Below are 25,346 nucleotides of genomic sequence, written 5' to 3'. Positions count from 1 at the left end.
TAATAAAAAGTTATTTCCGTAAAATTTTTTGAGCTCTAAGGGCTCAAAATTTTCCAGAATAACTTTTCAACTTACACAGTTAGTGAGACACTGCCGAAAAATGCTCTGAAAATGAACGTAACGACCCTGGAAATGGACCTTGCTGTCACAAAGGATAAAAAAGTAATCCTTTCCCATGATGCTTTTCTGTCCCCTGAGTTAATCACAAAACCCGATGGAACTTACATTCCGAAAGACTCCGGATTTTACTATAAAATTTATGACATGCCTTATGCAAAGATTCAGACCTTTGACGCAGGATTGAAGAAACTTGATCACTATCCCGACCAAAAGAAGATAAAGGTTCAGAAACCGCTCCTCGAAGATGTCATAGAGGCCTGTGAAACGTACTCGCGTGAACTCAAAAGACCTTTGCCGTTTTATAATATAGAAACCAAAACACGTCCTTTTTCTGACCATATATTTCATCCGGAACCTAAAGAATTTGTGGATCTGATGATGAAAATTATTGTAAAAAAAGGCATCCAGGACCGGGTCATTATTCAGTCGTTTGATCCCAGAACCCTGGAAATCATTCATAAAGAATATCCTGAAATCCTTACTGCGCTGCTCACAGAGAAAGTAGATGATAAAAAGATAGCACAGCAGCAGGCTCATTTCGAAAATATACCAGCTGTAAAATTCAGAGAATATCCGAATCATTTGAATGGGGTAGCCGGAGATATGAAATTTCTAAGTTTTACCCCAACCATTTACAGTCCTGATCACACCCTTGTCACTTCAAAACTCGTACAGGAATGCCATTCGTTGGGGATGAAAGTGATTCCATGGACTGTCAATACCAAAGAAAGACTAAAAGAATTAAAAGACATGGGAATAGACGGGGTAATTAGTGATGATCCGAGAATATTTGAATAGCGCATGAAGAGAGGTGAAGTTTGAGCTGCAACGCACGGATTTTAAGAGTTGGAGAAACGGAAAAATTTTAAGATGTCTATTATCAGAAATCTCAAATCCATATAAAAAATTACCATTCACCTGCAAAACAAAATAACTATGGACTTCCAATCTCAGTCTCATTGTCTGATGTCTCACGTCTGATATCTGAAATCTGTCATCTGAAAATCTTTCTCAACATCAATAAAAACGAAAGGGTGGACTTAAAAATTTTAAGTCCACCCTTTACTATAGGTTAAATAATTGATTGTCTTCTATTAGAATTTGTAGTTCAAGCCTAATTGAAACGCTCTATGGTTCAATGGCTCAGTACCTTCAGGCTTTTGGTTTCTCATGTCCGTAAGACTGTTGATGTATCTTGCGTTGATCCCTAAGTTTTGGGTAATATCATAACCAAGACCTAAACCAAGACCTAAGTTAAACTTGTTGATATTATCTTTATTGATATCTTCAGAATTCGATACAGACTGAGTGGTTGTAGTCCCTCCCGTTGTTGTTGTAATGGTACTGTCTCCAGAATTTTTACCATTGATGAAGTAACTGAATTCAGGACCAGCCTCTACATAGAATCTTTCAGTAGGTCTCATTTGTACCATTAAAGGAACTGAAATATAGTTCATTGTACTTTTGAACTCACTTTTTGTTTTAACGTTGGTAGCACCCGTTGTTACATCGGTAGATGAGATGACGCTTCTTGCTCCTAACTGGTTATATAAAACCTCTGGCTGCAAGCTGAACTTCTGAGAAAGTGGAATATTAACTAAAACCCCAGCATGGAATCCGATTTTCTGGTTGTCAAGGCTTAATTTCTGCTCACTGAAGTAAGACGAGTTTCCCCCTGCTTTAATACCAAATCTGATAGGTTGTTTTTCTTTTTTGATTGGCTCTGGAGTTACTGTTTTTGTTTCTTGAGCAAATGTCATCATGCCAGCAGCAACTGCCAACCCTAGAAATAACTTCTTCATAATTTTATTTTTTTTAATTTTACTATTGTACTTCTTACCTGATTTTATCAATCAGACTTGAATTATTTTGCAAAATGCTTGCCAAACTTAGAAAAGTCTTATTTAAAGGGCTTTAGCAGTGGTTTTTGATGTTGTGTTTTTGATACTTTTATAGATTTTTTAAGAAAAATTATGTTATGGAAATTTGTTTTCTAAAGATGATTTTAAGTGAAATTGTCTTTATGTTGATAATTTAACATAACGTTAAAGTTGGGAAAATAAAACGTGCAGTATGGAAATTATTGAATTTTTTAAAGATTCAAAGCTTGGTTAAGCTAATAAAATAACTATTTCTACTGAATCTTTTTTGGTGTTCATTTAAAAAAAAGCCGGATACTAGAGAACCCGGCATTGCTTTGAAAATAATCTATGTCTATATGAATTGATAGGCTAAGCCTATCTGGAGTTCATTATTTCTGTCCGCATCTCCACTGTTGAGTTTGTAGACATCTGTAATTCCTGTTGTAAATATTGCGGTAATGGCAGGATTTTGAGTGAAATCATATCTAGCTTAACGACAAGGTTTCATTACATCCATTCTGGCTGCAGGAATATCAAAAATATAGTGCTTTCTATTTTTGATCCCAGCCCGTTATACACTATCACCGGCTGAATACTGAGCTTATCCTAAACCGGAATATTGGCGAAAACCCCTGCGTTAAAAACAATTTTTGCCTTTCGCTCATGATTGGAATAAACCTTTTCATTTCCATCGGTAAGAGAATTGATAAAAGTGATTTGCTGTAAAAAGGTCAGATTTAAATAAATAAACCTGACCTTTTTTATTTCTATTAAAAGCTGAATTCAATAAATAATCCGGCTTTGTGTTGAGTATAAAATGGATTATTTGAATTGATAAGCCACACCGATCTGGAAAGCATTATTTCTGATTGCATCTGCACTGTTATGCTTATAGATATCTGTTATCCCCGCTGTAAATCTCGCTGTCACACCGAAATTCTCTGTAAAATAATATCCCGCTCCGATACCCATTCCAAAATTGAATCTATTATAAAGATCTTTAACGATTTTTTCTGAGAACGTTGTGGTTTGAGTGGTGGTAGTATTTCCGGAGTTTTTGCTCACCGTAATGTCTCCTTTATCTTTTCCTCCTAAAAGAAAACCAAATTCTGGTCCGGCTTCTACATAAAGCTGAGGAAGGATCTTGTATTGTACCATTATGGGTAAAGTAAGATAATTAAGTGTTTTTTTGTAGTCGACGTCTCTTCTGTACCGATCAGAATTCACATAGAACTCTTCTCTTTCTTCTGTTTTTGAACCCAATTGGTTAAAAAGAAGTTCAGGTTGGATACTGAATTTGTCTGCTACCGGAATATGAACAAACACGCCTGCATTAAAACCTGGCTTCAGTTTCTGATCGTTATCATATTCGCCATTTCCATCATATTTGGAAAGCGTAGAAGCGTTGAATCCCGCTTTAACCCCGAAAGTAATCGGTGATGCAGATTTTGTTTTTTCCTGTGCATTCACCAAAAGGCTTCCGGCAAATGCTAATCCTAAAATGAGTTTTTTCATGATGATAAAGTTTTATATATTCCCCACACGGCAGCAAAATTCCCGCCAAAGGGAATAAACTGATAAAAGTCATGTTTTAAGAGCGAAAAGGTCAGGTTTAAATAAATAAACCTGACTTTTCTATTGAAATCAATTTGTATATGAAGAAACTTTTAGGTGTCGGACATTGATGATAAAATCAAGAAGTCCATCTTATCTCATATACGCAAACTTCTTGCCAAAAATATCAAATTGACCGTTAGATTACAAAAAAACCGGATTAAATAAATAACCCGGCTTTCTATTGAATATAAAATTTGTTTTCTGAATGTTGAAGCTTATTATTTGAATTTATAAGCTAATCCTACCTGGAATGTATTATTTCTAACTGCATCACCAGAATTATCTTTGAAAATATCAGTTACCCCAGCCACGTATCTAGCTGTAATCCCTAAGTTAGGAGTAAAGTAATACCCTGCACCAAGACCGATACCAAAGTTGAATGTTTGTAATTGGTCTTTGTAATTATCAGAAGTAGTAGAGTTTCCGTTACTTTCGTTTTTGAATTTGTTTTTAGCGCTTACTAAAAATCCAAATTCTGGACCAGCTTCTACAAAAAGATTAGGGATCAGGTTGTACTGGAACATTACCGGTACTGCGATGTAATCTAATTTAGTTGAAGCAGAATACTTATTCCCTAATAATGTGTAATCTGATTTTTCACCATACTGAGAGTACAATACTTCCGGCTGAACGCTGAATGATTCTGCAATTGGAATATTAGCAAATACACCTGCGTTGAAACCGATTTTAGATTTTTGATCATCTAAACCTTCGTCTTTAGAAAGAGAAGATACGTTCATTCCACCTTTCACACCAAATGTTACCGGGTTGGAAGAAGTAGTTGGAGTCTGCTGAGCGAAAGCTAGTGAACTTGCGGTTACTGCTAATCCTAAAATTAACTTTTTCATAACTTTAATTTTTTTTAATATTTTACTATTTCTTAATTCTAAATTTTACTACCGTCAAACCTTACTACTGGGTGAGACGCAGAGTATCTTTCAAATTGCTTGCCAAAAATAATTAATATGATAAAAGTCAGTTGGAAGAGGAGGTCAAATGCATCGTGTTTCTATTTTAAATTATTGATTATCAATTTTATATAAAATATATTAAACGATTGTTTAGATACAGTATAAATTAAATATTTTCTGAGAACAGTTTAAATTGTAGTAAAATGTTCAGAAAATTAAAGTCTTTAAATTCATTTAGCCTGTATAAACGGTTTACAGGTTTTACATTGAAAGCAGCATCGCAGCTAAAGAAATTGTGATTACGCAAGAGACGTATATTTATAATAAAAATTTGATTCGTTATTTTCTTACCATCAATCCATTAAAAAGTGTATTGTTGTTTTAAAGCTTTTGAAGGGTTAAAACTCTTTATCCGCAAAAAAATTGTCCAGTTCATTATTGATGATGACCATTTTGAATTTTTTCCCATCTATGACTTTGGTGCCACGAAACGAAGTATAAATGTATTATCTATGTTTTTCGCAAAAAAATGAAGAAAGCCTATTTTGCAGATCAGCTTGTTATAGAAATGGTCAGCGATAAATGGCTTGGGAACAAGATAAAAGTTTACGTAAAGGCGTCAGTTTTTATCTTCCTTATCTTTATAGTTATACCTATGAACTCGAAAGAGTATATCAGACGATTCAGCAGCGTCTGCAAAAGAAAACATCAGTTAATTATTGATTATTAAATAGTTATCCCTGAATAAGTAAATGGGGTGTGAACTTATTCAGGGACAGAATTTATCAGGTAATTTTTATTAAAATTTGAACATGATCAATCATTAAGTTTTCTGTAAAACTCCAGAGATTTCAGGATGTTTTCCTGGCTGCACTGATGATCATAAGTACATGAACCTATCCCTGAAAGCAGAGAGAAATTGATCTTGCTGTCCGTATTCTTTTTATCATTAAGCAAAAGTGCTGTAATACTTTCGTCCGTAAAGTCACTTATATCAAGGTAAGGATAGTATCTCTGAAGATTCTCAACGATGGTTTCTGCATCCTGTTGGCTGATAAGATCTTCAAGATAAGCCAGATGAGCTTCACAGATCATTCCCATGGCTACCGCTTCGCCGTGAAGGATCGGATTTCCCTGGCTCAGACAAAGACTTTCTACTGAATGTCCGATCGTATGTCCGAAATTCAGTGTTTTTCTGATATTTCTCTCATGAAAATCTTTTTCTACCACATCCTGCTTAATATCCATTGAAGTCTGAATATGGGGAACGATAGCTTCTGCATCCAGTTTATGAATCTGAATAAGACTTTCCCAATGGGCTTTGTCAGCAATAAGACCATGTTTCAGCATTTCTGCAAAGCCACTTCGCAATTCTTTAAACGGAAGTGTTTCTAAAAATTTAGGATAGATAAAGATCTGTTCCGGGAAAGCAAAAGTTCCCACCATATTTTTATAATTCATTAAATCGATCCCGGTTTTCCCGCCAATAGATGCATCACACATCGATAAAAGGGTAGTAGGGATATTGATGAACTGAACTCCCCGCTTATACGTAGATGAAATAAAACCGCCCATATCGGTAATCACACCACCACCAAGATTGATGACCAATGCCTTTCTGTCTGCCTGCATTTCTGTGAGAATTTCCCAAAGCTGGTTGGCCGTCTGGATATTTTTCATTTCTTCACCCGCTTCGATCTCTAAAATTTCAAAGCCTAAGTCTGTTTCCATGTTACCTAAAAGAACCGGAAGACAATATTCATGGGTATTTTCATCAACTAAAATAAAGATCTTACTGAAAGATTTTTCGTGCAGAAAGGTATTTAATTGAGAAAAATCATCGTTTAATATTGTTATCATTATTGGGGTTTCTTTAAAATTAAAATAAAACTATTGTGCAAAGTTATGATTCTTAATTTCTAACTCGTAACTAAATTACTATCTTTGCAGAAATTTTTAGAATGAGCAGAGATAACAATAATTCAGAAAGACCAAAAAGACCAAGAATTTCAACAAGAAAAAATTCTGATGATTCTCGTGCTTCTAGATCTGGAAATTCTTCAGGATCAAAACCTTTTAAGAAACCTTTTCCTAAAGCTGGCGAAAGAAATTTCGACCATAAAGGCGGCAATTCAAAGTTTGAACCCAAACCTTTCAAAAGAAGTGAAGAAAGTTCTCACAGCAGAGATGAAGAAAGCGGTTCAAAAACGGAGAGCAGATCTTACATCACCAATTCAAGTGAAGGACGTGAAAGAAAAACTTTTGGTAAACCGGCTCCAAAAAGAGGTGGAAAGAATTTTGACACCAGAGACAAGTATGAAAGAGGCAGCCTGAAATATGGAAGAAGACCATCCAGCGGAGATGACAAAAATGAAGACAAGGCAAGATCTTTTGTACAGAAAAGAAGGTTAAACAAAATTGAAAAAGATGTTCATAAAGACACCATCCGTCTTAATAAGTATATCGCCAACTCAGGAATCTGCAGCAGAAGAGAAGCAGACGAACTGATCACGCAGGGGCTGGTAGAAGTAAACGGAGTAGTGGTGAATGAAATGGGCTATCAGGTTCAGAAAACCGATAAAGTAGTTTTTGACGGGCAGGGTATTACTCCTGAAAAACCGGTATATGTGCTTTTAAATAAACCCAAAGGATATATTTCTACCACTAAAGATGACAAAGCCAGAAAAACCGTAATGGATCTTGTGGCCAATGCATCACCGTACCGTCTTTTCCCTGTAGGCAGACTGGACCGTTCTACAACCGGAGTTATTCTTTTAACGAATGACGGACACATGACAAAAAAACTGACGCATCCTTCTTTTGATGCTAAAAAAATCTATCATGTGACTTTGGATAAAAAGCTGAGCCAGGAAGACATGAAACTGATTGTGGAAGGGATTCGTCTTGATGAAGGAGTAGCCATCGTAGATCAGATTTCATACATTGAAGGAAAACCGAAAAATGAGATCGGAATTGAAATTCACAGTGGATGGAACCGTGTGATCAGAAGAATTTTCCAAAGACTTGGATACGAAGTGGAAACTTTAGACAGAGTAATGTTTGCCGGATTGACAAAGAAGAATATCAAACGTGGACACTGGAGAATCCTTACAGAACTAGAAGTTAATAATCTTAAAATGCTTTAATAAAGTTGGTTGCGTGATACGGCTTCATTTTTTTGTTCAGTATCTCACAGCAACTTTCATCATTAAAGAAAATTATAAGTATTAAAAAACTGCGCAGAAATTTTATTTCTGCGCAGTTTTTGTTTGTAATAAAACTTGTCGCTCACCCAATTCCCTTTCCATGAAGAAGTTGATTTTTGCAAAGCAAAAAGACGGGTTAGTTAAAAATTAAGCAATAATATAATTAACCAAAAAAAGACGCAGAAAATACATTTCCACGTCCTTTTTATCATTTTAAAGTTGATGAGTGAAAGGATGATCAACTTTATCCTAAAATCGTCACTCCCTTCTGTAGCATATCAAAAATAGCATCTCTGCCATTATCCGGTTTCACATTTACAGCTCTTGTCCCGTTGAAATGCAGACAGGTAACATAGCCGTTGGCGACCGCATCCGTACAGGTGAATTTCACACAGTAATCCATAGCAAGACCTACGATTTCAAGTAGCTGGATATCGTGATACTTTAAGAAATCATCCAGTCCGGTTTTCATAAAGTGGTTGTTATCCTGAAAACCACTGTAGCTGTCGATCTCTGTGTTTTTTCCCTTTTGAATAATATGGGTGACTTTATCCCGGTTCAGATCTTTATGAAATTCTGCTCCGAAAGTTCCCTGAACACAATGATCCGGCCACATGAACTGCGGAACACCATTCAGGATTATGCTTTCTCCTACTTTTCTATTGTTATTGCTGGCAAAACTTTTGTGATCAGCAGGGTGCCAGTCTTGTGTGAGAACGATCTGATCGTATTCATTTTCCTCCATCAAAAGATTGATATAAGGGATCACTTCATTTGCTACCGGAACTGCTAATGCGCCTCCTTCACAGAAATCATTCTGTACATCTACGATTATTAACGCTTTTTTCATATTTAGATTTCTCGAATTTTGGATAAAAATACTCAAAAAATTGTCCAAAATTGAATTATCGGACAAATCGGCAATATAAAATTTTAAACCAAATATCAATAGCTTATCTTTGCAGTAAATAAGTATTTTATGTCATTTGAGTCGTTAGGATTATCACACAATATTATTCGTTCTGTCAACAAATTAGGGTATTTGAAGCCATTTCCTATTCAGGAGCAGGCTGTTCCTGTTATTTTGCAGGGAAAAGATTTGATGGGAATTGCCGAGACAGGTTCCGGAAAAACGGCTTGTTTCGTCATGCCTATTTTAGAAAAACTGCAAAATGCAGAAGTTAAAAAAGATCGTAATGTTCAGGTTTTAATATTGGTGCCTACCCGTGAATTAGCGATTCAGATTGATGAAGTTTTCAGAGCTTTCACAGAAAATCTGAAGCGTGAGATTCGCACAATGGCGGTTTATGGAGGGGTTTCTATCAATCCGCAAATGAAAGGAATGTTTGGGGTAGAAGTTCTTATTGCAACGCCGGGCCGTTTATTGGATTTAATTGATCACAATGCATTGAGTATTTCAGGGATTCAGCATTTGGTGATTGATGAAGCGGATAAAATGTTTCAGCTTGGTTTCGGAGAAGAAATGAATAAGCTTTTCGGTTTGATGCCTGTGGTGAAGCAAACAACTTTGTTTTCGGCGACTTTAAATGATAAAGTTTCAGAAATGAAGGAACGTTTATCCATTAATCCTACAATCATTGAAATCAAAAAGGATGAAGTAGAAATAGATCACATCGAGCAATTGGCGTATCACGTTTCGCCGGAAAACAAAGGTCCTTTTTTAAGATATTTAATCAAAGAAAAGAAGGTTGAAAAAGCATTAATCTTTGTTTCTTCTACCCGATCTGCAGATAATTTGGTGGAGAAACTTAAAAAAAATAAAATTAAAGCAGTTGCTATTCACAGTCAGAAATCGCAAGGCGCCCGTAGAAACAATCTGGAAGAATTTAAAGTCAATGGCGCTCAGATTTTAGTGGCTACAGATTTAATTGGCCGTGGTATTCATATCGAATCGTTGCCTTGTGTCATCAATTATGAATTGCCGCGTTCTCCATTAGACTATATTCACCGCATTGGTAGAACAGGCCGTGCCAACGAAAAAGGAACTGCCATCAATATTCTCACGGATGATGAACTGCAGCATTTCAGAGTGATTCAGAAGAAAATGGGTAAGAAAGTAACCTTGCAGAGAACAGAAGGAATTGATCTTCATGGATATTAATGCATAGATGTAAATAATAAAGGCTTCAATTTTTACAGAATTGAAGCTTTTTTTAGCGATAACTTTTTTCTGGCAGCTGCCTTCTGATTTTATAAATGATAAAGAGCATAATTAACGCTTTTTTCATTTTAGATTCTTGAAATTTTGATAAATTTACATCCCCTGCTACTTAAAAAAATGTCCAAAAAAATAATAACCGGGCTATACTGCAGTATTAAAATTTAAAACTACTACAATGAGCAACTTAGAACAGAAAAGGTTTCCGATAGGCGAGTACCAACAGCCTGAGAACATCTGCGATATCAAACTTGATGAATATATTAAGGTGATCAAAAACTTTCCTGAAAAGCTTAAAAACTTAATAGAAGATCTTTCTGATGATCAGCTGGATACTCCTTACAGAGAAGGAGGATGGACGGTAAGGCAGCTTGTCAATCATATCGCCGATAGCCATATCAACAGTTTCATTCGTTTAAAACTGGCATTAACGGAAGACAATCCAACGATCCGACCTTATGATGAAGCAAAATGGGCAGAACTTCAGGACAGTGTCAGCATGCCTGTAAAACCTGCGATGAGAATGATCAAAGGAACACATCAGAGATGGGCAGCTTTGCTCAAAACTCTTACGAATAAACAATTTGAAAGAACCTTTCATCACCCTGAACAGAATAAGGATTATGATCTGAGAAATTATCTCGCCCTTTATGTTTGGCATTGCCATCATCATTTTGCTCATATTGAAAACCTCAAGAAAGAAAAAGGGTGGTAAAAAAGAGTCTGCATCATCCACTTCACTTTGAAGAAATTATTAGCAGAATTTCCATGCTAGACGACGATGCTCCCCGAAAATGGGGAAAAATGAATGCGTCACAGATGTTAAAACACTGTGAGCTTGTTCTTAAGGTCGCTTTAGGTAAAATTGAACTTCCCGAAATCAATATCTTGTTCAAGGCAGTGGGAGCAGCAACCAAAATAGAAATGCAGATGTTTAATAACGGAATTCCCCGAAACATGCCTACTTTTCAAAAACTAATCGTTAATTTTGAGTGTGATTTTGATGAATCAAAAACCAATCTGCTGAATTCACTGAAGGATTTCCGGAAAGTATCTGAGAACAAGGCACTTCCGGATCACCATAGATTATTCGGCACAATGACTGAAAAAGACTGGGGATTTTTAGAATACAAACATCTTGATCATCATTTAAAACAATTTAATGTATGAGTTTTTTTGATAAAATATTCGGAGGAAAAGAAGAAGCCCCTGAACGTAAATCTTTCTGGAAAAAAATAGAATCTTCCGAAGATCTGGCGAAGGCAATAGAGGCTTCGTATCACCATAAAATTGCTATTTTCAAGCATTCAACACGATGCTTCATCAGCAGTACAGTATTGAAAAACTTTGAAAGAGAAATAGATAGTTTAGATCAAAAACCTGATTTATATTATCTAGATTTGCTGGAACATAGACTGATCTCTAATAAGATTGCAGAAGATCTTGGAATCAGGCATGAAAGCCCGCAGTTGATCATCATAGAAGATGGAAAGGTGGTTGACAGTTCTTCACACGAAGATATATCCATAAGCCAGGTTGTATAATGAAGAATATTAACACGTATTTAGCTAAAGTACTCAATGTTCCTATAGAAAAGGTGAACATGTGCAGTTTACACTATGAAGTAAAGAAAATACCTAAAAATCAGTTTCTTTTACAATATGGTGAAATATGCAGGCATATATTCTTTGTGGAAAAAGGATTGTTGAAGATGTATTCCATCGACAAGAATGGAAAAGAGCACATCATACAGTTCGCCCCTGAAAGCTGGCTGATTTCTGACCGAAGCAGTCTTTATTTTAACGAGAAATCCATTTACTATATAGAAGCGGTGGAAGATACGGAAGTTCTGTTTCTGCACCCCGATTTCTTCAACAAACTGGTAGAACAGTTTCCCAACAGCATCGAAAGAAGTGATTTTTTGCTGCAGAAGCATATCAGAAGTCTTCAGAACAGAATCAATTCATTACTCGGCGAGACTGCAGAAGAGCGGTACATGAAGTTTATCAAAATGTATCCGGACCTTCTCCTGAGAGTTCCCCAATGGATGATTGCTTCTTATTTGGGAATCACACCTGAGAGTCTGAGCCGCGTAAGAAAAGAACTGGCCAGAAAAAACTTCGTCCCGGATAAATAATATCATAATTTTTTCGCAAGATTTCCGACCTGCTGCAGGCATAATCTGGTCTCTTCCGTCCATGGAAGCCCGATACAGAGGCGCATACAGTTTTCAAACTGATCCTGTAAGGTAAACATCCTGCCGGGAGCAATACTGATGTTCTGCTTTATTGCCAGATCATACAGTTCAGTGGTTCGGATCTTTTTGTCAAATTCTATCCACAGAGAGAGTCCACCCTGTGGGCGGCTGATTTTTGTGCCGTCTGGAAAGTAATCAGCGATCGTTTGTACATAATTCTGATAATTATTCTGAAGAGCCCTTCTCATTTGCTGGAGGTGTTTTTCGTATCTGCCGGATTTCAAAAAGTTGGCCACGGCTTCATTCACAATAGAAATAGAGGAAGTTGAATGAAGCAGTTTCAGTTTCATAATCTTTTTTTTGTATTTTCCCGGAGCAATCCATCCTACGCGATAGCCCGGAGCCAGCGTCTTTGAGATTGAACTGCAATACAGAACATTTCCGTCCTCATCAAAAGATTTACAGCATTTCGGCCGGCTGGACCCAAAGTAAAGATCTCCGTAAACATCATCTTCAATGAGTGGAATATGATGTTCAGACAGAAGTTTTACGATTTCTTTTTTATGATCGTCCGGCATGCAGCTTCCTAAGGGTGAATTGAAATTAGGAATCAGTAAACACAGGTTAATCTGTGGAATTACCTTTCGCAAAGCTTCTATTTCAATGCCTGTCGTCGGGTGAGTGGGAAGCTCAAGAACATTTAAACCCAACCCATTGGCCAGCTGAAGAATACCAGGATAGCAAGGGCTTTCGATAGCTATGGTATCACCGGGCTTACCTAAAGCCATGAGGCAGAAGGACAAGGCATTCATTCCTCCATTGGTTGTAACCAGATCATTTTCATTAAGATTTCCTCCCCATTGCAGGGAACGTACGGCAATCATTCTCCGAAGCTTTAAATTTCCCTGAAGTTCCTCATATTCCGTTCCGCCATCTTTTAATTCACGGGTGGCTTGGATGATTTCTTTTTTTAATTTGGCCTGAGGAAGAAGATCTCCGGAAGGAATTCCGATAGAGAAAAAAGTGATTCCCTTTTTACCCATATTTTCATAAACTCGGCTGATCAGTTCATCCGGTTCATCGTTATTGGCCATCAGAGAAGGGCGGCTTACTTCCGGAAGAGGCAGCTTGACAGACATCAGCCTGCTGACAAAATATCCGGACTGTGGTTTGGACTGTATTAAAGACTGGGATTCAAGTTCCAGAAATACACGCTTCGCTGTGTTCATACTCACCTGATGTTCCTGACACATCATCCTCACGGAAGGAAGCTTGTCTCCTGGCTTCAGGACACCATTTCTGATCTGGGAAGCGATTCCCTCTGCAATTTCTGTATAGATAAATTCTTTGCTCATTTTTTCTAACTGTGCTCATGCAAATATACAAAACTGAGACTGTGTTTATTCATTTCAGCTTTATAATTTTGACTCATAAAAAAAATAGTAAAATGGTAACTGATACAATATCAAAAGACGAAAGTGTAAGCGGATGGATTAACGGCTTTATAGGAGTACTGCTGTTCAGCGGATCAATGCCGGCTACAAAATTAGCTGTTATGGAAATGAGTCCAATCTTTGTAACCATTGCCAGGGCAGCTATTGCAGGAGTTCTGGCACTTTCTGTTTTATTGATCTACAAAGAGAAACGTCCTGAGAAGAAACAAATATTCCCTTTAGTATTGGTATCTATTGGCTGCGTCATTGGTTTTCCGCTTCTTTCCGCATTGGCCCTTCAGTATCTGACTTCTGCACATTCCATTGTGTTTTTGGGAATGCTTCCTTTGGCCACTGCGGTCTTTGGAGTTTTCCGTGGAGGAGAAAGGCCTCATCCCATATTTTGGTTATTTTCTATCATAGGAAGCCTTTTGGTAGTGGGATATGCATTTTCGCAGGGAATTTTGGCTTCTCCTGTCGGTGATATTCTGATGCTGCTTGCTGTGATCTTATGCGGAATGGGATATGCTGAAGGGGCAAAACTATCAAAAACATTAGGCGGCTGGCAGGTGATTTCGTGGGCTCTGGTCTTGGCATTGCCCATTATGGTTCCTCTTTTTTTTATTTATTTTCCGGATCATATCGAGACCGTTAGTTTTAAGGGTTGGTTTGGCATGGCTTATATTTCTCTTTTCAGTATGTTTATAGGATTTATATTTTGGTATAAAGGTTTGGCGCAGGGAGGGATCGCTACAGTAGGACAATTGCAGTTATTACAGCCTTTTTTCGGATTGGGTCTGGCGGCGTATTTCCTTCATGAGCAGGTAAGCATGGGAATGCTTGGAGTTACCATAGGGGTAATCTTATGTGTTGCCGGAACCAAGAAATTTGCAAAATAACCAAAGTAAATGATTATGATCGTAATCATAAATTATCATTTTGTAATTGGATTATATTTGGAAACACATTACAAAATATAGCAGTTATGAAATTTACCATTTTACTCATGCTTTTAGGCTTAACTGTATTAAGCTGCAAAAAGGAAACTAAAGTAGAAACGATGACAAAATCAGACAGTGTCATTATTGATACAATGCCTGCAGACTCACTCGCTGCTCCTATGCCGGCTGATACGATGCATAACGCAAACACTTCACCGTCAACAAAAATGGACACAGCGAAGGTCATCAAAAAGTAATTTTTCCCGTCATAGATTTTATCAACCCGCTTTTTTGTTAGAGCGGGTTTTAATATCCTTTCGATGTTTGCAAGGACAGATTTCTTGTATATTAAATCCGAATTTATCAATGTTTTAAATTATTGACTGTTTTTATATTTAATATTTACTTTGTAATTTGATTATTGTGTATTCTGATAATTATTTTAACTTTATTTAACATTTAGTCTAATCATTAAGGTTCAGTATTTGCATAGGGTAAATTAGAAACAGGTTCAAAAAGATAAGTTTTAAAAAGAAAGATATTGATGCTTAAGATAATAGTATTGGTGTCATCAATCATAACTTAGATTGAAGAACTATGAAGCAGAACCAAAACAATACAGTAATTTCAAATTAAAGATTGAAAGATTGTATGGTAAAAAGCGGTTTCAGTAATAAAATTTCACTATTTTTTATTGAACATATTTTAAAGAGATACTTATGAAAACAATAAGCTGCATGAATATTGACGATGAGCTGTTATATTCATCCGGAGGAGACATCAAAAAATACAAGAAAGGTGAACTCGTATACAGGGAAGGAGACCATGCGCTCTATTATTTCCAGATCAGGGAAGGAAAAGTGAAGCTTAATAATTATGACGATGAAGGAAAAGAATTTATACATAATATTTTTGGAGGAAAACAAAGCTTTGGAGATTCAATGCTTTTTTTAGATAAATTTTATCCTACCAATGCAGTGTGTATAGAAGCATCAGAAATTATCAGAGTTCCCAAGGACCGTTTTGTTGAGCTCATTAAAAAACATCCTCATTTGTCTTTGGAAATGAATGCCTGTCTTTCTCAAAGATTGTATTTTAAAGCGATTATGCTTCAGAGTATGGCCTCTCTAAATCCTGCTTCAAGACTTAAAGGGCTTTTGGATTATCTTAAAAGTTATCACGATGACAGCTGTGGAAGCTGTTTTCAGGTGGGACTCACACGTCAGCAGATTGCCAATCTGGTGGGTCTTCGTGTAGAAACGGTCATCAGAGCACTGAAAAAAATGGAGAAAGAAGGAAATATAAAAATAGAAAACCGGAAAATTGTCTATTGACATCAGTTCAAATATGATTCAGGTCATAAAAAAGTGAATTATTCTGACGTACATTTGAGAGATCAAAATTTCAATACATTTCTTAAGACCCTAGTACGGGCGGCATGGAAGCTTTCGGCTTTCAGGATTGGACTATCAGATTTCCACCCAGGCCGGGTTGCAATACATCACTCCATATTCATTCATAAAAAATTCAGTTGAAAATACTGGAGGTTACCGTAACCGCAATTCTGAGATATCAATATTGAAATGAGAAAAATCGTTTCCTGCCGGATGATACCAACTGATCATCCTGCCGGAAGTATATAAACCATGATTACTCAGAAATATGGATTGTCAGAAAATAGTGAAAACTCTGAAGCATAAAGACTTCATCAGAGTAGCTAATAAAGGAAACTGCTTTGAAGAAGGCGCAGCTGTTTATGCCAAAGAAATAAAGGATAATATCTTTTTATTATTTGTGATACTAAAAGACATCGAGATTGAAAATATTCAGGCCTTGATTGCTCATTTTGACAGTTTTAGCAGCATCGGATTGAAAGAACCGGAACAGGTGATGTTCTATCTCTCAATCAAAGACAAGGAAGATCTTCATTATTTTGAGAAATATTTAAAAATTTCCGATAACTAATAACCATTGTGAATATGATATTTGAAAACGACACTTTAAAATATTCCGGTCTGAATGATAAAAACAATATGATAGAGAATGAATCTTTATTTCCAAGTGTTATCAATTCATACGGAGTGACTGCTTTTCTGATCAAGTCATTGGAGAAGATAAAAAACAATGCTCAATGTGATATTCTTAAAAATGTGATGGACACGTATATCAAAGATTATATTTTAAACATCCGCGAATATCATGGCGAAAAAACAAGCTCTCCTTCTCACAGGGGTGCAGAAATAAAAATAGAAAACTCTTCTTTCACTTTATATGCTAAAACAGCGTATTACAAAGTACTGAAAGAAGAAGAATACCTCAATAAACTTTTAAACACTTTAGAAAAAGACAGAACAAATCCGGAATAATCCGTGTACAATATTGTTTGACTTTTTACCCTTTACACCACACCAAAATAAAATTGATATGAAAAACGATTCTCACAAGAATAAAAAGTTAGACCAACTGGATGACCACAGTACTTCCAATGAAAATGAAAAACTGACGACTAACCAGGGGATAAAAATTAATAATAACCAGGATTCATTAAAAGGCGGCGACCGCGGACCAACACTGCTGGAAGACTTCATTTTAAGGGAAAAAATTACCCATTTCGATCACGAAAGGATCCCCGAAAGAGTAGTCCATGCAAGAGGTTCAGGAGCGCATGGTGTTTTTAAGCTGAACAAAAGTCTTAAGGCGTACACCAAAGCAAAATTTCTAAACAAAGTAGGTGAAGAAACACCTGTTTTTGTAAGGTTTTCAACAGTTGCCGGAAGTAAAGGAAGTACTGATCTGGCCAGAGATGTAAGGGGATTTTCTATTAAATTTTATACCGAAGAAGGAAATTATGATCTTGTGGGCAATAATGTTCCCGTCTTTTTCATTCAGGACGCGATCAAATTTCCAGATTTGATTCATGCCGTGAAACCCGAACCGGACAATGAAATTCCTCAGGCTGCATCAGCACATGATACATTTTGGGATTTTATTTCACTGATGCCCGAAAGTATGCACATGATCATGTGGGTAATGAGCGACAGAGCCATTCCAAGAAGTTTGCGAATGATGGAAGGTTTTGGAGTCCATTCCTTCAAATTTATTAATGAAGAAGGTAAAGTTCACTTCGTTAAATTTCACTTTAAACCCAAATTAGGCGTTCATTCCGTGGCATGGGACGAAGCACAGAGAATCTCCGGTGTAGATCCTGATTTCCACAAAAGAGATTTGTGGGAAGCTATTGAAAACGGAGCTTTCCCTGAATGGGATTTTGGGGTGCAGCTGATTCCGGAAGAAGATGAGCACAAATTCGATTTTGATCTGCTGGATCCTACCAAACTGATTCCCGAAGAAGAAGTGCCCGTGGAACTCTTTGGAACTTTAACATTGAATAGGAATCCCGATAACTTCTTTGCAGAAACTGAACAGGTAGCATTTCATCCCGGACATCTTGTTCCCGGAATTGATTTTACCAATGACCCTTTGCTTCAGGGAAGATTGTTTTCTTATACCGACACCCAACTGTCAAGACTTGGATCACCGAATTTTCATGAAATCCCAATCAACAGATCGATCAATACCGTTCACAATAATCAGCGTGACGGACATATGAGACAGCAGATTGTAAAAGGAAAAGTAAGCTATGAACCGAATTCTATGGGAGGAGGATGTCCTTTTCAGGCAATGATGTCCGAAGGAGGATTTGTTTCTCAGGAAGAAAGAGTTTCCGGAGAAAAAGTCAGAAAAAGAAGTCAGAGTTTTGTAGACCACTATTCTCAGGCAAAATTGTTTTACAACAGTCAGTCGGCTCCTGAAAAGACCCATCTTCAGAATGCACTTATTTTCGAACTTTCCAAAGTAAATATACCGGAAATCAGAGAAAGAGTAGTAGGACAACTTGCCTTTATTGATAAAAATCTGGCTCAAAAAGTAGCTGATAAAATAGGCGTGAAAGTAAAAAAATTAAAAGAACCTAACCAAAGCATACCTGCAGATGCGAACGCAGCTGAACTTCAAAGCGCAGAAATAGAGCCTAAAACTAAGCAGTCTGATGCCCTGAGTATGAAAGACACGGTAAAAGATACCATCAAAAGCAGAAAGATAGGTTTCATCATAGCCAATGGTACAGATGGAAGTGCACTTAACGATTTAAAGTCAAAACTGGAATCGGAAGGCGCCACGGTGGAACTTATTGCACCAAGTGTAGCACCTGTTAAAACCAAGGACGGATCAAGCCTTACTCCAAAACATTCTCTCACGAGTATTGCCAGTGTTTGTTTTGATGCATTATACATCAGTGCGGGAGAAAAATCAACCAAAGAACTTTTGGATCCTGAGAATAGACATCATGTGTTGCAGTTCATCAATGAATCGTATAGGCATTGTAAAGCAATTTATTTTGGAGCGGGAACAGAAGAATTGTATAACCGGAGTAATATAGCTGCCAAAAAACATGATGATCCGGCTGTAATTACCTGGGACAATGATAATCCTGTCAATCAGTTTATAAAAGCAGTTTCCGGACACAGAGTCTGGGATCTCGAACAGGAAAGAAATGCATAAACTTTAAGAATACACCCTTCACACTCACTAAATATTTATCATTATGGAATTCCAGAAAAATCTTTTAGAATATATAAGCCAGTCTATTTTAAGGGCTGGTGAAACGATTTCAGTAGCAGAAGGCGTTACCTCGGGATGCCTTCAGCTTGCTTTTTCGCAAATGCCCAACGCATCGCTATTTTTCAAAGGTGGGATGACGACTTACACTCTTCCCCAAAAAGTAAAATTACTGAACGTAGACAAGGCAGAAGCTGAAGAATGTGACTGTGTCTCTGAAAACATAGCACGAACCATGGCTCTCAATGTTGCCAAACTCTTTGAAACGGACTGGTCAATTGCCACCACTGGCTATTTCACTCCGATACGAAATTCAATGTATAAAATCTTTGCCTATTTTTCATTTTCGTATAAAGGGGAAATCATTTTGACCAAAAAACTGGAACTTCATCCCAAAACTCAGGCACTGAACGCTCAGATGTATTATACAGAATTCATTCTCGGATGTTTTAAAAGTGAAATCAATCAACTGTTGATCTTAAAATAAATTTTTAAGAAAATATAGAATAGAAGGATCAAAGTTCAGGAATCTAATTCCTGAACTTTACCAATAAATCCATCCTTACGAAATATATCGGATTCCAGATTCCGGTTTGAACCTTTTGAGAACTGGCAAAGTGAATTTTTAGCCGTTTTTTTCAATCGCTGTATTATCCATCTGGCTCCGTGAAAAAGGTTCTCCTGAATCTAATCCTTTAGATGGGGCCTATGACGAAACTCCTTAATTGATTTTCTTCACCCTTGGTTTAGATTTCATGATCGAATAATAGGAAGAAGTAAAAGCCGATAAACTTTGATAACCTACTTTGTAAGCAATCTGGCTTAATGTCAACTGCCCACTGTCAATAAGTTCTATGCTCTTCAGGATTCTCACAAGCTGATGGTATTTCTGAAGGGTAATTCCGGTTTCACTCTTAAATATTCTTTGCAGACTGCGCACAGACATTTGTGCTTTTTCTGCCAGTTCATCTGCATTCAGACTATATTTAAAATTAGAATTGATATAAGTACAGACAGGAATAAGCCTGGCATCAGACGGAACGGGAATTTCAAGATAACTGCTTTCTCTGCAGAAATTGGGAAGACTTTTTAAAATGGCTTTAAAAAACAAGTCCTGTTCCTCATCTTCTTCTGTCAGCTGATTCCATTTGGATGCATAGAGAAGCATTTCTTTTAAAACAGGGGGAACGGCAAAAACATGAATATTTTCGTAAAAATCATCCTCAAAAATAGTTTTGAAAAGAAAAACCATTAAGTTGACGGTTTTTGCTTCTGAAGTAATTCTGTGCGCTTTTCCTGAAGGAATCCAAATGACATGGTACTGAGGAACCAGATAAATTTTCTGATCGATATGAAAATACTGGTAGCCTTCTTCTACAAAAGTAAGCTGTGCCCGTTGGTGAGCATGTTCATGATCATCATGTTTCCAGTCTTTCTCACACCAGACATACGCTTCCTTGCCAATAGTATCTACCAGGTTGCTGTTTGTTTTTTCCTTTAAACCGCATTTTACGATGTCGTTCTGCATAGAATTTTTGGCAAATTTAATAAAAACGACAATACTAATTTTGTATAGTTAATTATTTATCTATTAAAAATGAAAAAACTAAGTACGGTTTTTGTATTCATCTTATTATTAAAAATCACCACGATCATGGCACAAGACAATAAAGCTAAAATATTGGTCCTCATTCACTCAGACAATGGGGGGACTTATGAACTGGCGAAAGAATTGGCATCCGGCATTGAAAGCAGTAAAAGTGCTACAGCCGTGATTAAACAGGTCAAAGACTCTCAAAATCCAAAATTGAAAAATATTCCTGTAGCATCAGTGGATGAATTGCCATCTTATGACGGAATTGCTTTCGGGTCCCCTGTGTATTTCGGAAATATCAGTACCGGAATGAGCGAATTTTTATCTAAGACCGTTAATTTATGGACGAATCACGCGCTGGAAGGAATGCCTGCAACCGTTTTTATGTCAGCAGGAAGCGGTGCGGGAAAAGAATTGGCTTTGAATGCTTTCTGGAATACGTTAGCTGTTCATGGAATGGTATTGGTTTCCAATGGAATCAGGGGTACTGAAGGTATCAACAAAACAATTCCTCAGGGAAATACAGTTTTAGGGGTAACCAGCATGGCGTCGCTGAAAGATGTTGAAAGACCTACAAAAGATGAACGGGCACTGGCACAGCTTCAGGGAAGAAATTTTGCTAAAACATCTTTGGCGTTGAAAGGAAGCTTCAGTAAAAAACTGACAACAGCTGCTGCTGTGGAAAAGTCTGATGATATCAATGCTCTTTTAAAACAAAAAAATATTACCCTTCCAAAAGTTCCTCAGCCAGCAGGAAACTATAAACCTTATGTCCGTTCCGGAAATCTGGTATTCATTAATCAGGTAGCTTTAAAAGAGGGTAAAATCTTAAATCCCGGGAAATTGGGTGTTGATGTCAATGAAGAGCAGGTAAAGGAAGCTACAAAAGCCACAATGCTTAACGTTATAGCAGTTTTAAAGGAAGCAGTAGGCGGTGATCTTAATAAAGTAAAACAATGTGTGCAGCTGACCGGAATCTTCAACACGAAAGATGACTATACAAAACATGCAGATTTGATGAATACAGCATCAGACCTGACCGTAGAAATTCTGGGAGAAAAAGGAAAACATGCCAGAGCAACTTTGGGCGCTTCATCTATTCCTGTCAATTCTTCCGTTGAGATACAGGCTATTTTTGAAGTGGAGTAAAAATCACGTGATACAAGCCATACGAATCTGCTTTATCAGCTGAATCTTCGGGAATAATAGAATATAAAAAGTCTATTTTAATCTCCCGCGGATGTAGAAGATAGAGCAGATTTTTTAATTTCTAATTTTACTGAGATTTTAACGCGTCTTAAAAAGACACCTTTATGCCAGCAGCTTTAATCAAAACCTGAAAAGATTTTTATCTCATCTGGCTGATTTGAGATTTCAGAACATCAGCGATGATTTTTATACTGCCTTCCAGTTGTTCTTCAGATAAGGAGCCGTAACTAAGCCTGAATCCGTTGACTACGGTATCGTGACTGTATTGTTTTGGATGAATGATAGCAATGTTTTTCTCAAGCAATAAAGAGGTCACGATCTTCCAGTCCAGGTTTTCTTTGGGAACGATCCAGAAAGCAAGACCTCCTTCAGGCAATGTAAAGTTGGAGATACCTTTCAAATATTTTTCCAAAAGATCGTAAACAAAATCTCTTTTGTTTTTGTAATGAGCCGTTGCCTTCTTAATGTGCTTTTTTACAATTCCATCTTTAATTAACTGTAAAACGGCCTGCTCCATGATTACATCTCCCTGAACATCAATGATCTTTCTTAAATCTCCGACTTTCCGGATCAGTTCGGGATCTTTGGATACCAGATAGCCAATGCGCAGAGCCGGAGCGACTACTTTACTCAATGTGCCTACATAAGCATAATTATTCAGCTCAGTAAAACTTGAAACAGGCAGAATAGGACGGTACCCAAAGTGAAACTCATTATCATAATCATCTTCAATGATGGTGATTCCATGTTTGTTTGAAAGTTCTATTAATTCCAGCCTTCTTGCTAAACTTAAAGTAACCGTCGTAGGATACTGTCTGTGAGGTGTTATGTATATTGCTTTTATATTTTTATTTTCTGTTAAAAGTCTTTGGATATCTTCAATGATAATCCCTTCATTATCTACTGAGGCCGGCATAAGTTTTGCTCCTGCATACTCAAAAGCTTTCCATGCCGGTTGGTATCCCGGGTTTTCTACAATAATGCCGTCTCCGGTGCTTAACAGGCACTGAGCGGTCAGGAACATCGCCATCTGACTTCCTCTGGTGATTGAAATTTCATTTTCACGGATATGCATTCCCCGCTGATGGTTCAGCATTTGGGAAATAGCTTTCCGAAACTCTGCATCACCATGTTCATCTCCGTATCCCATCATCTGCCACCTGGCTTTCCGGTTAAAGATCTGCCTGTATGCTCTGGCAAGTTCTGTCACGGGAGCTATTTTGCTATCCGGATGTCCATCGTCAAAATTGATCAGGGATTTGCGGGAAATCATTGAGTTTTCTTCGGTGTCGGGATTTCCTTTGCCTAACCTATTCTGTAAAACCGGAAGCTTTTCCGATACAAAAATTCCCTTCCTTTCTTTAGAAATCACCCATTCTTCATTGATCAGAACCTGATAAGCTTCTACTACTGTATTCCTGTTGATCTTAAAAATCGATGCCATATTCCGGCTTCCGGGAAGCGCATCTCCTGCATGGAGTCTTCCGGACCGTATATCGGCAATAATGGTGTCCGCAATTTGCAGATACACTGCCTTTTCAAGTGTTTTATCTATTTCAAATTCTAATTTCCAAGGACGAATCATCTGGACTACCTGTTTGTGTAAAAACTGAATCATTTAAACAGTCCAAATATAAGATAATTTTGTCATGCAATAATGCAACCAACCAATCTAAATGTAAAACATCATGGACAAAAAAGATTTCAGTTCAAAAGATTTTCACGAAACATTTGCAAGCCCCCGGTATGTAAAGCCCAGCCATCTGATTCATAAAAATGTGGAAAATGCCGGCGAACATAACCAGTTTTCAGCAGAAAGAAAACATCCGGTTTTCTTCGTAGATCTTCCCAGTAAGAATGTCAGTATGACCATCGGTGGACTGGTTCCAGGCCAGCAAACCAACAGACACCGTCATACTTACGAAACCGTACTGTATGTCATTGAAGGAAAAGGATGGACGGAAGTAGAAGGTGAAAGAGTGCATTGGGAAGCGGGAGATGCGGTTTACATTCCATCATGGGCATGGCATAAACATCAGAATCTCAGCGATACAGAACCTGCGAAATATTTAGCATGCGAAAACGCACCGCAACTGCAAAATCTGGGGGTCGCCCTTAGAGAAGAAGAAGGAAGAGATTTATAGGATGAAGGGATTAGGTTTAAAGTTTTGGCTAAATCTGTGATTTAATTAAATCATAAAATAATAAACAAACCTCATTCTCAGTATAAAACCAAAGATCTTTCCTAATCCCTAATCCCTAATCCCTAATCTTAGCACATCATTTAATTTTAAATCAATAAATATGAAAAATGTTCCATTCAAAGGAATCATCGCATATCCTATTACACCTTTTGACCAGAATGAAAAAGTAGATATTACCCTTTTTAAAAAGCTGGTTGAAAGATTAATCGTTTCCGGAATCCACGGAATAGCTCCGTTGGGAAGTACAGGCGTCATGCCGTATCTCTCTGACGAGGAAAAAGAAGCGATAACGGAAGCTTCCATACAGCAAACCAAAGGTAGAGTTCCCACACTGGTGGGCGTCTCAAACCTGACGACCGAAAAAACCGTTCATCATGCCCGATTCGCTGAAAAAGCAGGAGCAGATGCAGTGATGATCATTCCCATGAGCTACTGGAAGCTTACCGATGATGAGATCGTTGCTCATTATGATGCGGTAGCCCGCAAAATCTCCATTCCTATCATGGCTTATAATAATCCGGCAACCAGTGGAGTAGATATGTCGCCAGCCCTTCTGAAAAGATTGCTGGAGATTTCTAACGTGACCATGATTAAGGAAAGTACAGGAGATATCCAGAGAATGCATTACTTAAGGAAAGAACTCGGTGAGGAAACAGCCTTCTACAACGGATCCAATCCTTTGGCATTAGCCGCATTTACAGCAGGGGCGAGAGGATGGTGTACAGCCGCTCCCAATCTGATTCCGGAGCTTACTATTGAATTGTATCATGCAATTGAAGAAGGTAATCTTGAGAAAGCAAAAGATGTTTTTTACCAGCAGTTTGATCTCCTGAAATTTATAGTCAGTAAAGGGTTGCCAAGAGCAGTCAAGGCAGGCCTGAATATTTTAGGAGAAGAAGGTGGAAACTTGAGAAGTCCGTTGCAACCTCTGACTGAAAAAGACACAGAAGAACTTAAAAATATCATTAAAACCGTTTTAAATTAATTTAAATTTTATGAAAAAACCAGTTTTTTATCACGCAGGATGTTCAGTATGCGTAAGTGCGGAGCATGACATTGTTAATCTTATCGGTGCTGAAAATGTAGACCTTGTACATTTAGGAAATGACAAAAATAGAATTGCGGAAGCTGAAAATGCAGGCGTAAAGTCAGTTCCTGCCCTGGTAACGTCCAATGGAAATGTTCTGCATATCAATTTTGGAGCCTCTATGGAGGAGGTCAAAAAATAAAAAAATCTGGTGGCTTCGAAAGCATTA

The 25,346-nt window shown here is 37.4% G+C and carries 27 protein-coding genes; 19 read left to right on the top strand and 8 right to left on the bottom strand.

Annotated features, from left to right (window positions below; translation table 11 throughout):
* The first annotated feature begins 111 nt into the window (after positions 1 to 111).
* On the top strand, positions 112 to 918 hold the full coding sequence (locus tag BUC06_RS14010; protein ID WP_073334626.1) for a glycerophosphodiester phosphodiesterase family protein: 807 nt from the start codon (positions 112 to 114) through the stop codon (positions 916 to 918).
* 296 nt (positions 919 to 1,214) lie between these two features.
* Here BUC06_RS14010 and BUC06_RS14005 read toward each other — a convergent pair whose 3' ends face one another.
* From BUC06_RS14005 to BUC06_RS13995, 3 genes are all read right to left on the bottom strand, one after another.
* Positions 1,215 to 1,922 carry a porin family protein gene (locus BUC06_RS14005; RefSeq protein ID WP_073334643.1) on the bottom strand — a complete coding sequence of 236 codons (708 nt, stop codon included), beginning with the start codon at positions 1,920 to 1,922 and terminating at the stop codon, positions 1,215 to 1,217.
* An 882-nt stretch (positions 1,923 to 2,804) separates the two neighbouring features.
* Positions 2,805 to 3,497, bottom strand: coding sequence for a porin family protein (locus BUC06_RS14000; protein ID WP_073334625.1), 693 nt, complete (start codon positions 3,495 to 3,497; stop codon positions 2,805 to 2,807).
* A 320-nt stretch (positions 3,498 to 3,817) separates the two neighbouring features.
* Positions 3,818 to 4,447, bottom strand: coding sequence for a porin family protein (locus BUC06_RS13995; RefSeq protein ID WP_073334624.1), 630 nt, complete (start codon positions 4,445 to 4,447; stop codon positions 3,818 to 3,820).
* A 592-nt stretch (positions 4,448 to 5,039) separates the two neighbouring features.
* Here BUC06_RS13995 and BUC06_RS23590 point away from each other — a divergent pair.
* Complete coding sequence (locus BUC06_RS23590; RefSeq protein ID WP_139263361.1) at positions 5,040 to 5,240, top strand: hypothetical protein; 201 nt, start codon at positions 5,040 to 5,042, stop codon at positions 5,238 to 5,240.
* Positions 5,241 to 5,326: 86 nt separating this feature from the next.
* Here BUC06_RS23590 and aroB read toward each other — a convergent pair whose 3' ends face one another.
* Positions 5,327 to 6,370: a 3-dehydroquinate synthase gene (gene aroB / locus BUC06_RS13990; protein WP_073334623.1), complete on the bottom strand. Its 1,044-nt coding sequence runs from the start codon at positions 6,368 to 6,370 to the stop codon at positions 5,327 to 5,329.
* Positions 6,371 to 6,471: 101 nt separating this feature from the next.
* On the opposite strand from aroB, the gene BUC06_RS13985 reads away from it, so the two are divergent.
* On the top strand, positions 6,472 to 7,656 hold the full coding sequence (locus tag BUC06_RS13985) for a pseudouridine synthase (RefSeq protein ID WP_228423752.1): 1,185 nt from the start codon (positions 6,472 to 6,474) through the stop codon (positions 7,654 to 7,656).
* A gap of 304 nt (positions 7,657 to 7,960) precedes the next feature.
* On the opposite strand, the gene pncA is transcribed toward BUC06_RS13985, so the two are convergent.
* On the bottom strand, positions 7,961 to 8,566 hold the full coding sequence (gene pncA / locus BUC06_RS13980) for a bifunctional nicotinamidase/pyrazinamidase (protein ID WP_073334622.1): 606 nt from the start codon (positions 8,564 to 8,566) through the stop codon (positions 7,961 to 7,963).
* A 129-nt stretch (positions 8,567 to 8,695) separates the two neighbouring features.
* On the opposite strand from pncA, the gene BUC06_RS13975 reads away from it, so the two are divergent.
* From BUC06_RS13975 to BUC06_RS13955, 5 genes are all read left to right on the top strand, one after another.
* Positions 8,696 to 9,838 (top strand): DEAD/DEAH box helicase, encoded by a 1,143-nt coding sequence (locus tag BUC06_RS13975; protein ID WP_073334621.1) that lies wholly within the window; start codon positions 8,696 to 8,698, stop codon positions 9,836 to 9,838.
* Between the two features lie 235 nt (positions 9,839 to 10,073).
* The gene (locus BUC06_RS13970; RefSeq protein WP_073334620.1) at positions 10,074 to 10,610 is read left to right on the top strand and encodes a YfiT family bacillithiol transferase; all 537 of its coding nucleotides are present in this window, start codon (positions 10,074 to 10,076) and stop codon (positions 10,608 to 10,610) included.
* Positions 10,604 to 11,065 (top strand): DUF1569 domain-containing protein, encoded by a 462-nt coding sequence (locus BUC06_RS13965; protein ID WP_228423750.1) that lies wholly within the window; start codon positions 10,604 to 10,606, stop codon positions 11,063 to 11,065. The genes BUC06_RS13970 and BUC06_RS13965 overlap by 7 nt, the downstream gene beginning before the upstream one ends.
* Positions 11,062 to 11,439, top strand: a complete 378-nt coding sequence (gene ytxJ, locus BUC06_RS13960; RefSeq protein WP_073334618.1) for a bacillithiol system redox-active protein YtxJ — start codon at positions 11,062 to 11,064, stop codon at positions 11,437 to 11,439. Before BUC06_RS13965 ends, ytxJ begins: the two co-directional genes overlap by 4 nt.
* Positions 11,439 to 12,032, top strand: coding sequence for a Crp/Fnr family transcriptional regulator (locus tag BUC06_RS13955; RefSeq protein WP_034730236.1), 594 nt, complete (start codon positions 11,439 to 11,441; stop codon positions 12,030 to 12,032). Before ytxJ ends, BUC06_RS13955 begins: the two co-directional genes overlap by 1 nt.
* Before the next feature lie 2 nt (positions 12,033 to 12,034).
* On the opposite strand, the gene BUC06_RS13950 is transcribed toward BUC06_RS13955, so the two are convergent.
* Positions 12,035 to 13,447, bottom strand: coding sequence for an aminotransferase-like domain-containing protein (locus tag BUC06_RS13950; RefSeq protein ID WP_073334617.1), 1,413 nt, complete (start codon positions 13,445 to 13,447; stop codon positions 12,035 to 12,037).
* 92 nt (positions 13,448 to 13,539) lie between these two features.
* Between BUC06_RS13950 and BUC06_RS13945 the strand changes: the two genes are divergently transcribed.
* From BUC06_RS13945 to BUC06_RS13915, 7 genes are all read left to right on the top strand, one after another.
* Positions 13,540 to 14,424: a DMT family transporter gene (locus BUC06_RS13945; RefSeq protein WP_073334616.1), complete on the top strand. Its 885-nt coding sequence runs from the start codon at positions 13,540 to 13,542 to the stop codon at positions 14,422 to 14,424.
* Positions 14,425 to 14,510: 86 nt separating this feature from the next.
* Positions 14,511 to 14,723 carry a hypothetical protein gene (locus BUC06_RS23585; RefSeq protein ID WP_123880852.1) on the top strand — a complete coding sequence of 71 codons (213 nt, stop codon included), beginning with the start codon at positions 14,511 to 14,513 and terminating at the stop codon, positions 14,721 to 14,723.
* 462 nt (positions 14,724 to 15,185) lie between these two features.
* Complete coding sequence (locus BUC06_RS13935) at positions 15,186 to 15,800, top strand: Crp/Fnr family transcriptional regulator (protein WP_228423748.1); 615 nt, start codon at positions 15,186 to 15,188, stop codon at positions 15,798 to 15,800.
* Between the two features lie 346 nt (positions 15,801 to 16,146).
* On the top strand, positions 16,147 to 16,431 hold the full coding sequence (locus tag BUC06_RS13930) for a hypothetical protein (protein WP_128124856.1): 285 nt from the start codon (positions 16,147 to 16,149) through the stop codon (positions 16,429 to 16,431).
* A 14-nt stretch (positions 16,432 to 16,445) separates the two neighbouring features.
* On the top strand, positions 16,446 to 16,832 hold the full coding sequence (locus tag BUC06_RS13925; RefSeq protein WP_073334613.1) for a hypothetical protein: 387 nt from the start codon (positions 16,446 to 16,448) through the stop codon (positions 16,830 to 16,832).
* A gap of 58 nt (positions 16,833 to 16,890) precedes the next feature.
* Positions 16,891 to 19,026, top strand: a complete 2,136-nt coding sequence (locus BUC06_RS13920) for a catalase (RefSeq protein ID WP_073334612.1) — start codon at positions 16,891 to 16,893, stop codon at positions 19,024 to 19,026.
* A gap of 43 nt (positions 19,027 to 19,069) precedes the next feature.
* On the top strand, positions 19,070 to 19,570 hold the full coding sequence (locus BUC06_RS13915) for a CinA family protein (RefSeq protein ID WP_073334611.1): 501 nt from the start codon (positions 19,070 to 19,072) through the stop codon (positions 19,568 to 19,570).
* 234 nt (positions 19,571 to 19,804) lie between these two features.
* Here BUC06_RS13915 and BUC06_RS13910 read toward each other — a convergent pair whose 3' ends face one another.
* Entirely contained in the window at positions 19,805 to 20,611 is an 807-nt protein-coding gene (locus tag BUC06_RS13910; protein WP_073334610.1) for a helix-turn-helix domain-containing protein, read from the bottom strand.
* Between the two features lie 69 nt (positions 20,612 to 20,680).
* Here BUC06_RS13910 and BUC06_RS13905 point away from each other — a divergent pair, with 69 nt between their 5' ends.
* Positions 20,681 to 21,826 carry an Atu1372/SO_1960 family protein gene (locus BUC06_RS13905; protein WP_073334609.1) on the top strand — a complete coding sequence of 382 codons (1,146 nt, stop codon included), beginning with the start codon at positions 20,681 to 20,683 and terminating at the stop codon, positions 21,824 to 21,826.
* Positions 21,827 to 22,025: 199 nt separating this feature from the next.
* Here BUC06_RS13905 and pdxR read toward each other — a convergent pair whose 3' ends face one another.
* On the bottom strand, positions 22,026 to 23,471 hold the full coding sequence (gene pdxR / locus BUC06_RS13900; protein WP_073334640.1) for a MocR-like pyridoxine biosynthesis transcription factor PdxR: 1,446 nt from the start codon (positions 23,469 to 23,471) through the stop codon (positions 22,026 to 22,028).
* A gap of 103 nt (positions 23,472 to 23,574) precedes the next feature.
* Here pdxR and BUC06_RS13895 point away from each other — a divergent pair, with 103 nt between their 5' ends.
* The 3 genes from BUC06_RS13895 (at position 23,575) to BUC06_RS13885 (ending at position 25,319) form a co-directional block, all read left to right on the top strand.
* On the top strand, positions 23,575 to 24,030 hold the full coding sequence (locus BUC06_RS13895) for a cupin domain-containing protein (RefSeq protein ID WP_073334608.1): 456 nt from the start codon (positions 23,575 to 23,577) through the stop codon (positions 24,028 to 24,030).
* Positions 24,031 to 24,190: 160 nt separating this feature from the next.
* Positions 24,191 to 25,075: a dihydrodipicolinate synthase family protein gene (locus tag BUC06_RS13890; RefSeq protein ID WP_073334607.1), complete on the top strand. Its 885-nt coding sequence runs from the start codon at positions 24,191 to 24,193 to the stop codon at positions 25,073 to 25,075.
* 10 nt (positions 25,076 to 25,085) lie between these two features.
* A complete protein-coding gene (locus BUC06_RS13885; protein WP_073334606.1) occupies positions 25,086 to 25,319 on the top strand; it encodes a thioredoxin family protein in 234 nt (77 codons plus the stop codon).
* The last annotated feature ends 27 nt before the right edge of the window (positions 25,320 to 25,346 follow it).

The sequence above is a fragment of the Chryseobacterium carnipullorum genome, assembly GCF_900142785.1.
Taxonomy (GTDB): domain Bacteria; phylum Bacteroidota; class Bacteroidia; order Flavobacteriales; family Weeksellaceae; genus Chryseobacterium; species Chryseobacterium carnipullorum.
This window is presented reverse-complemented; position numbering and strand designations above follow the sequence as displayed.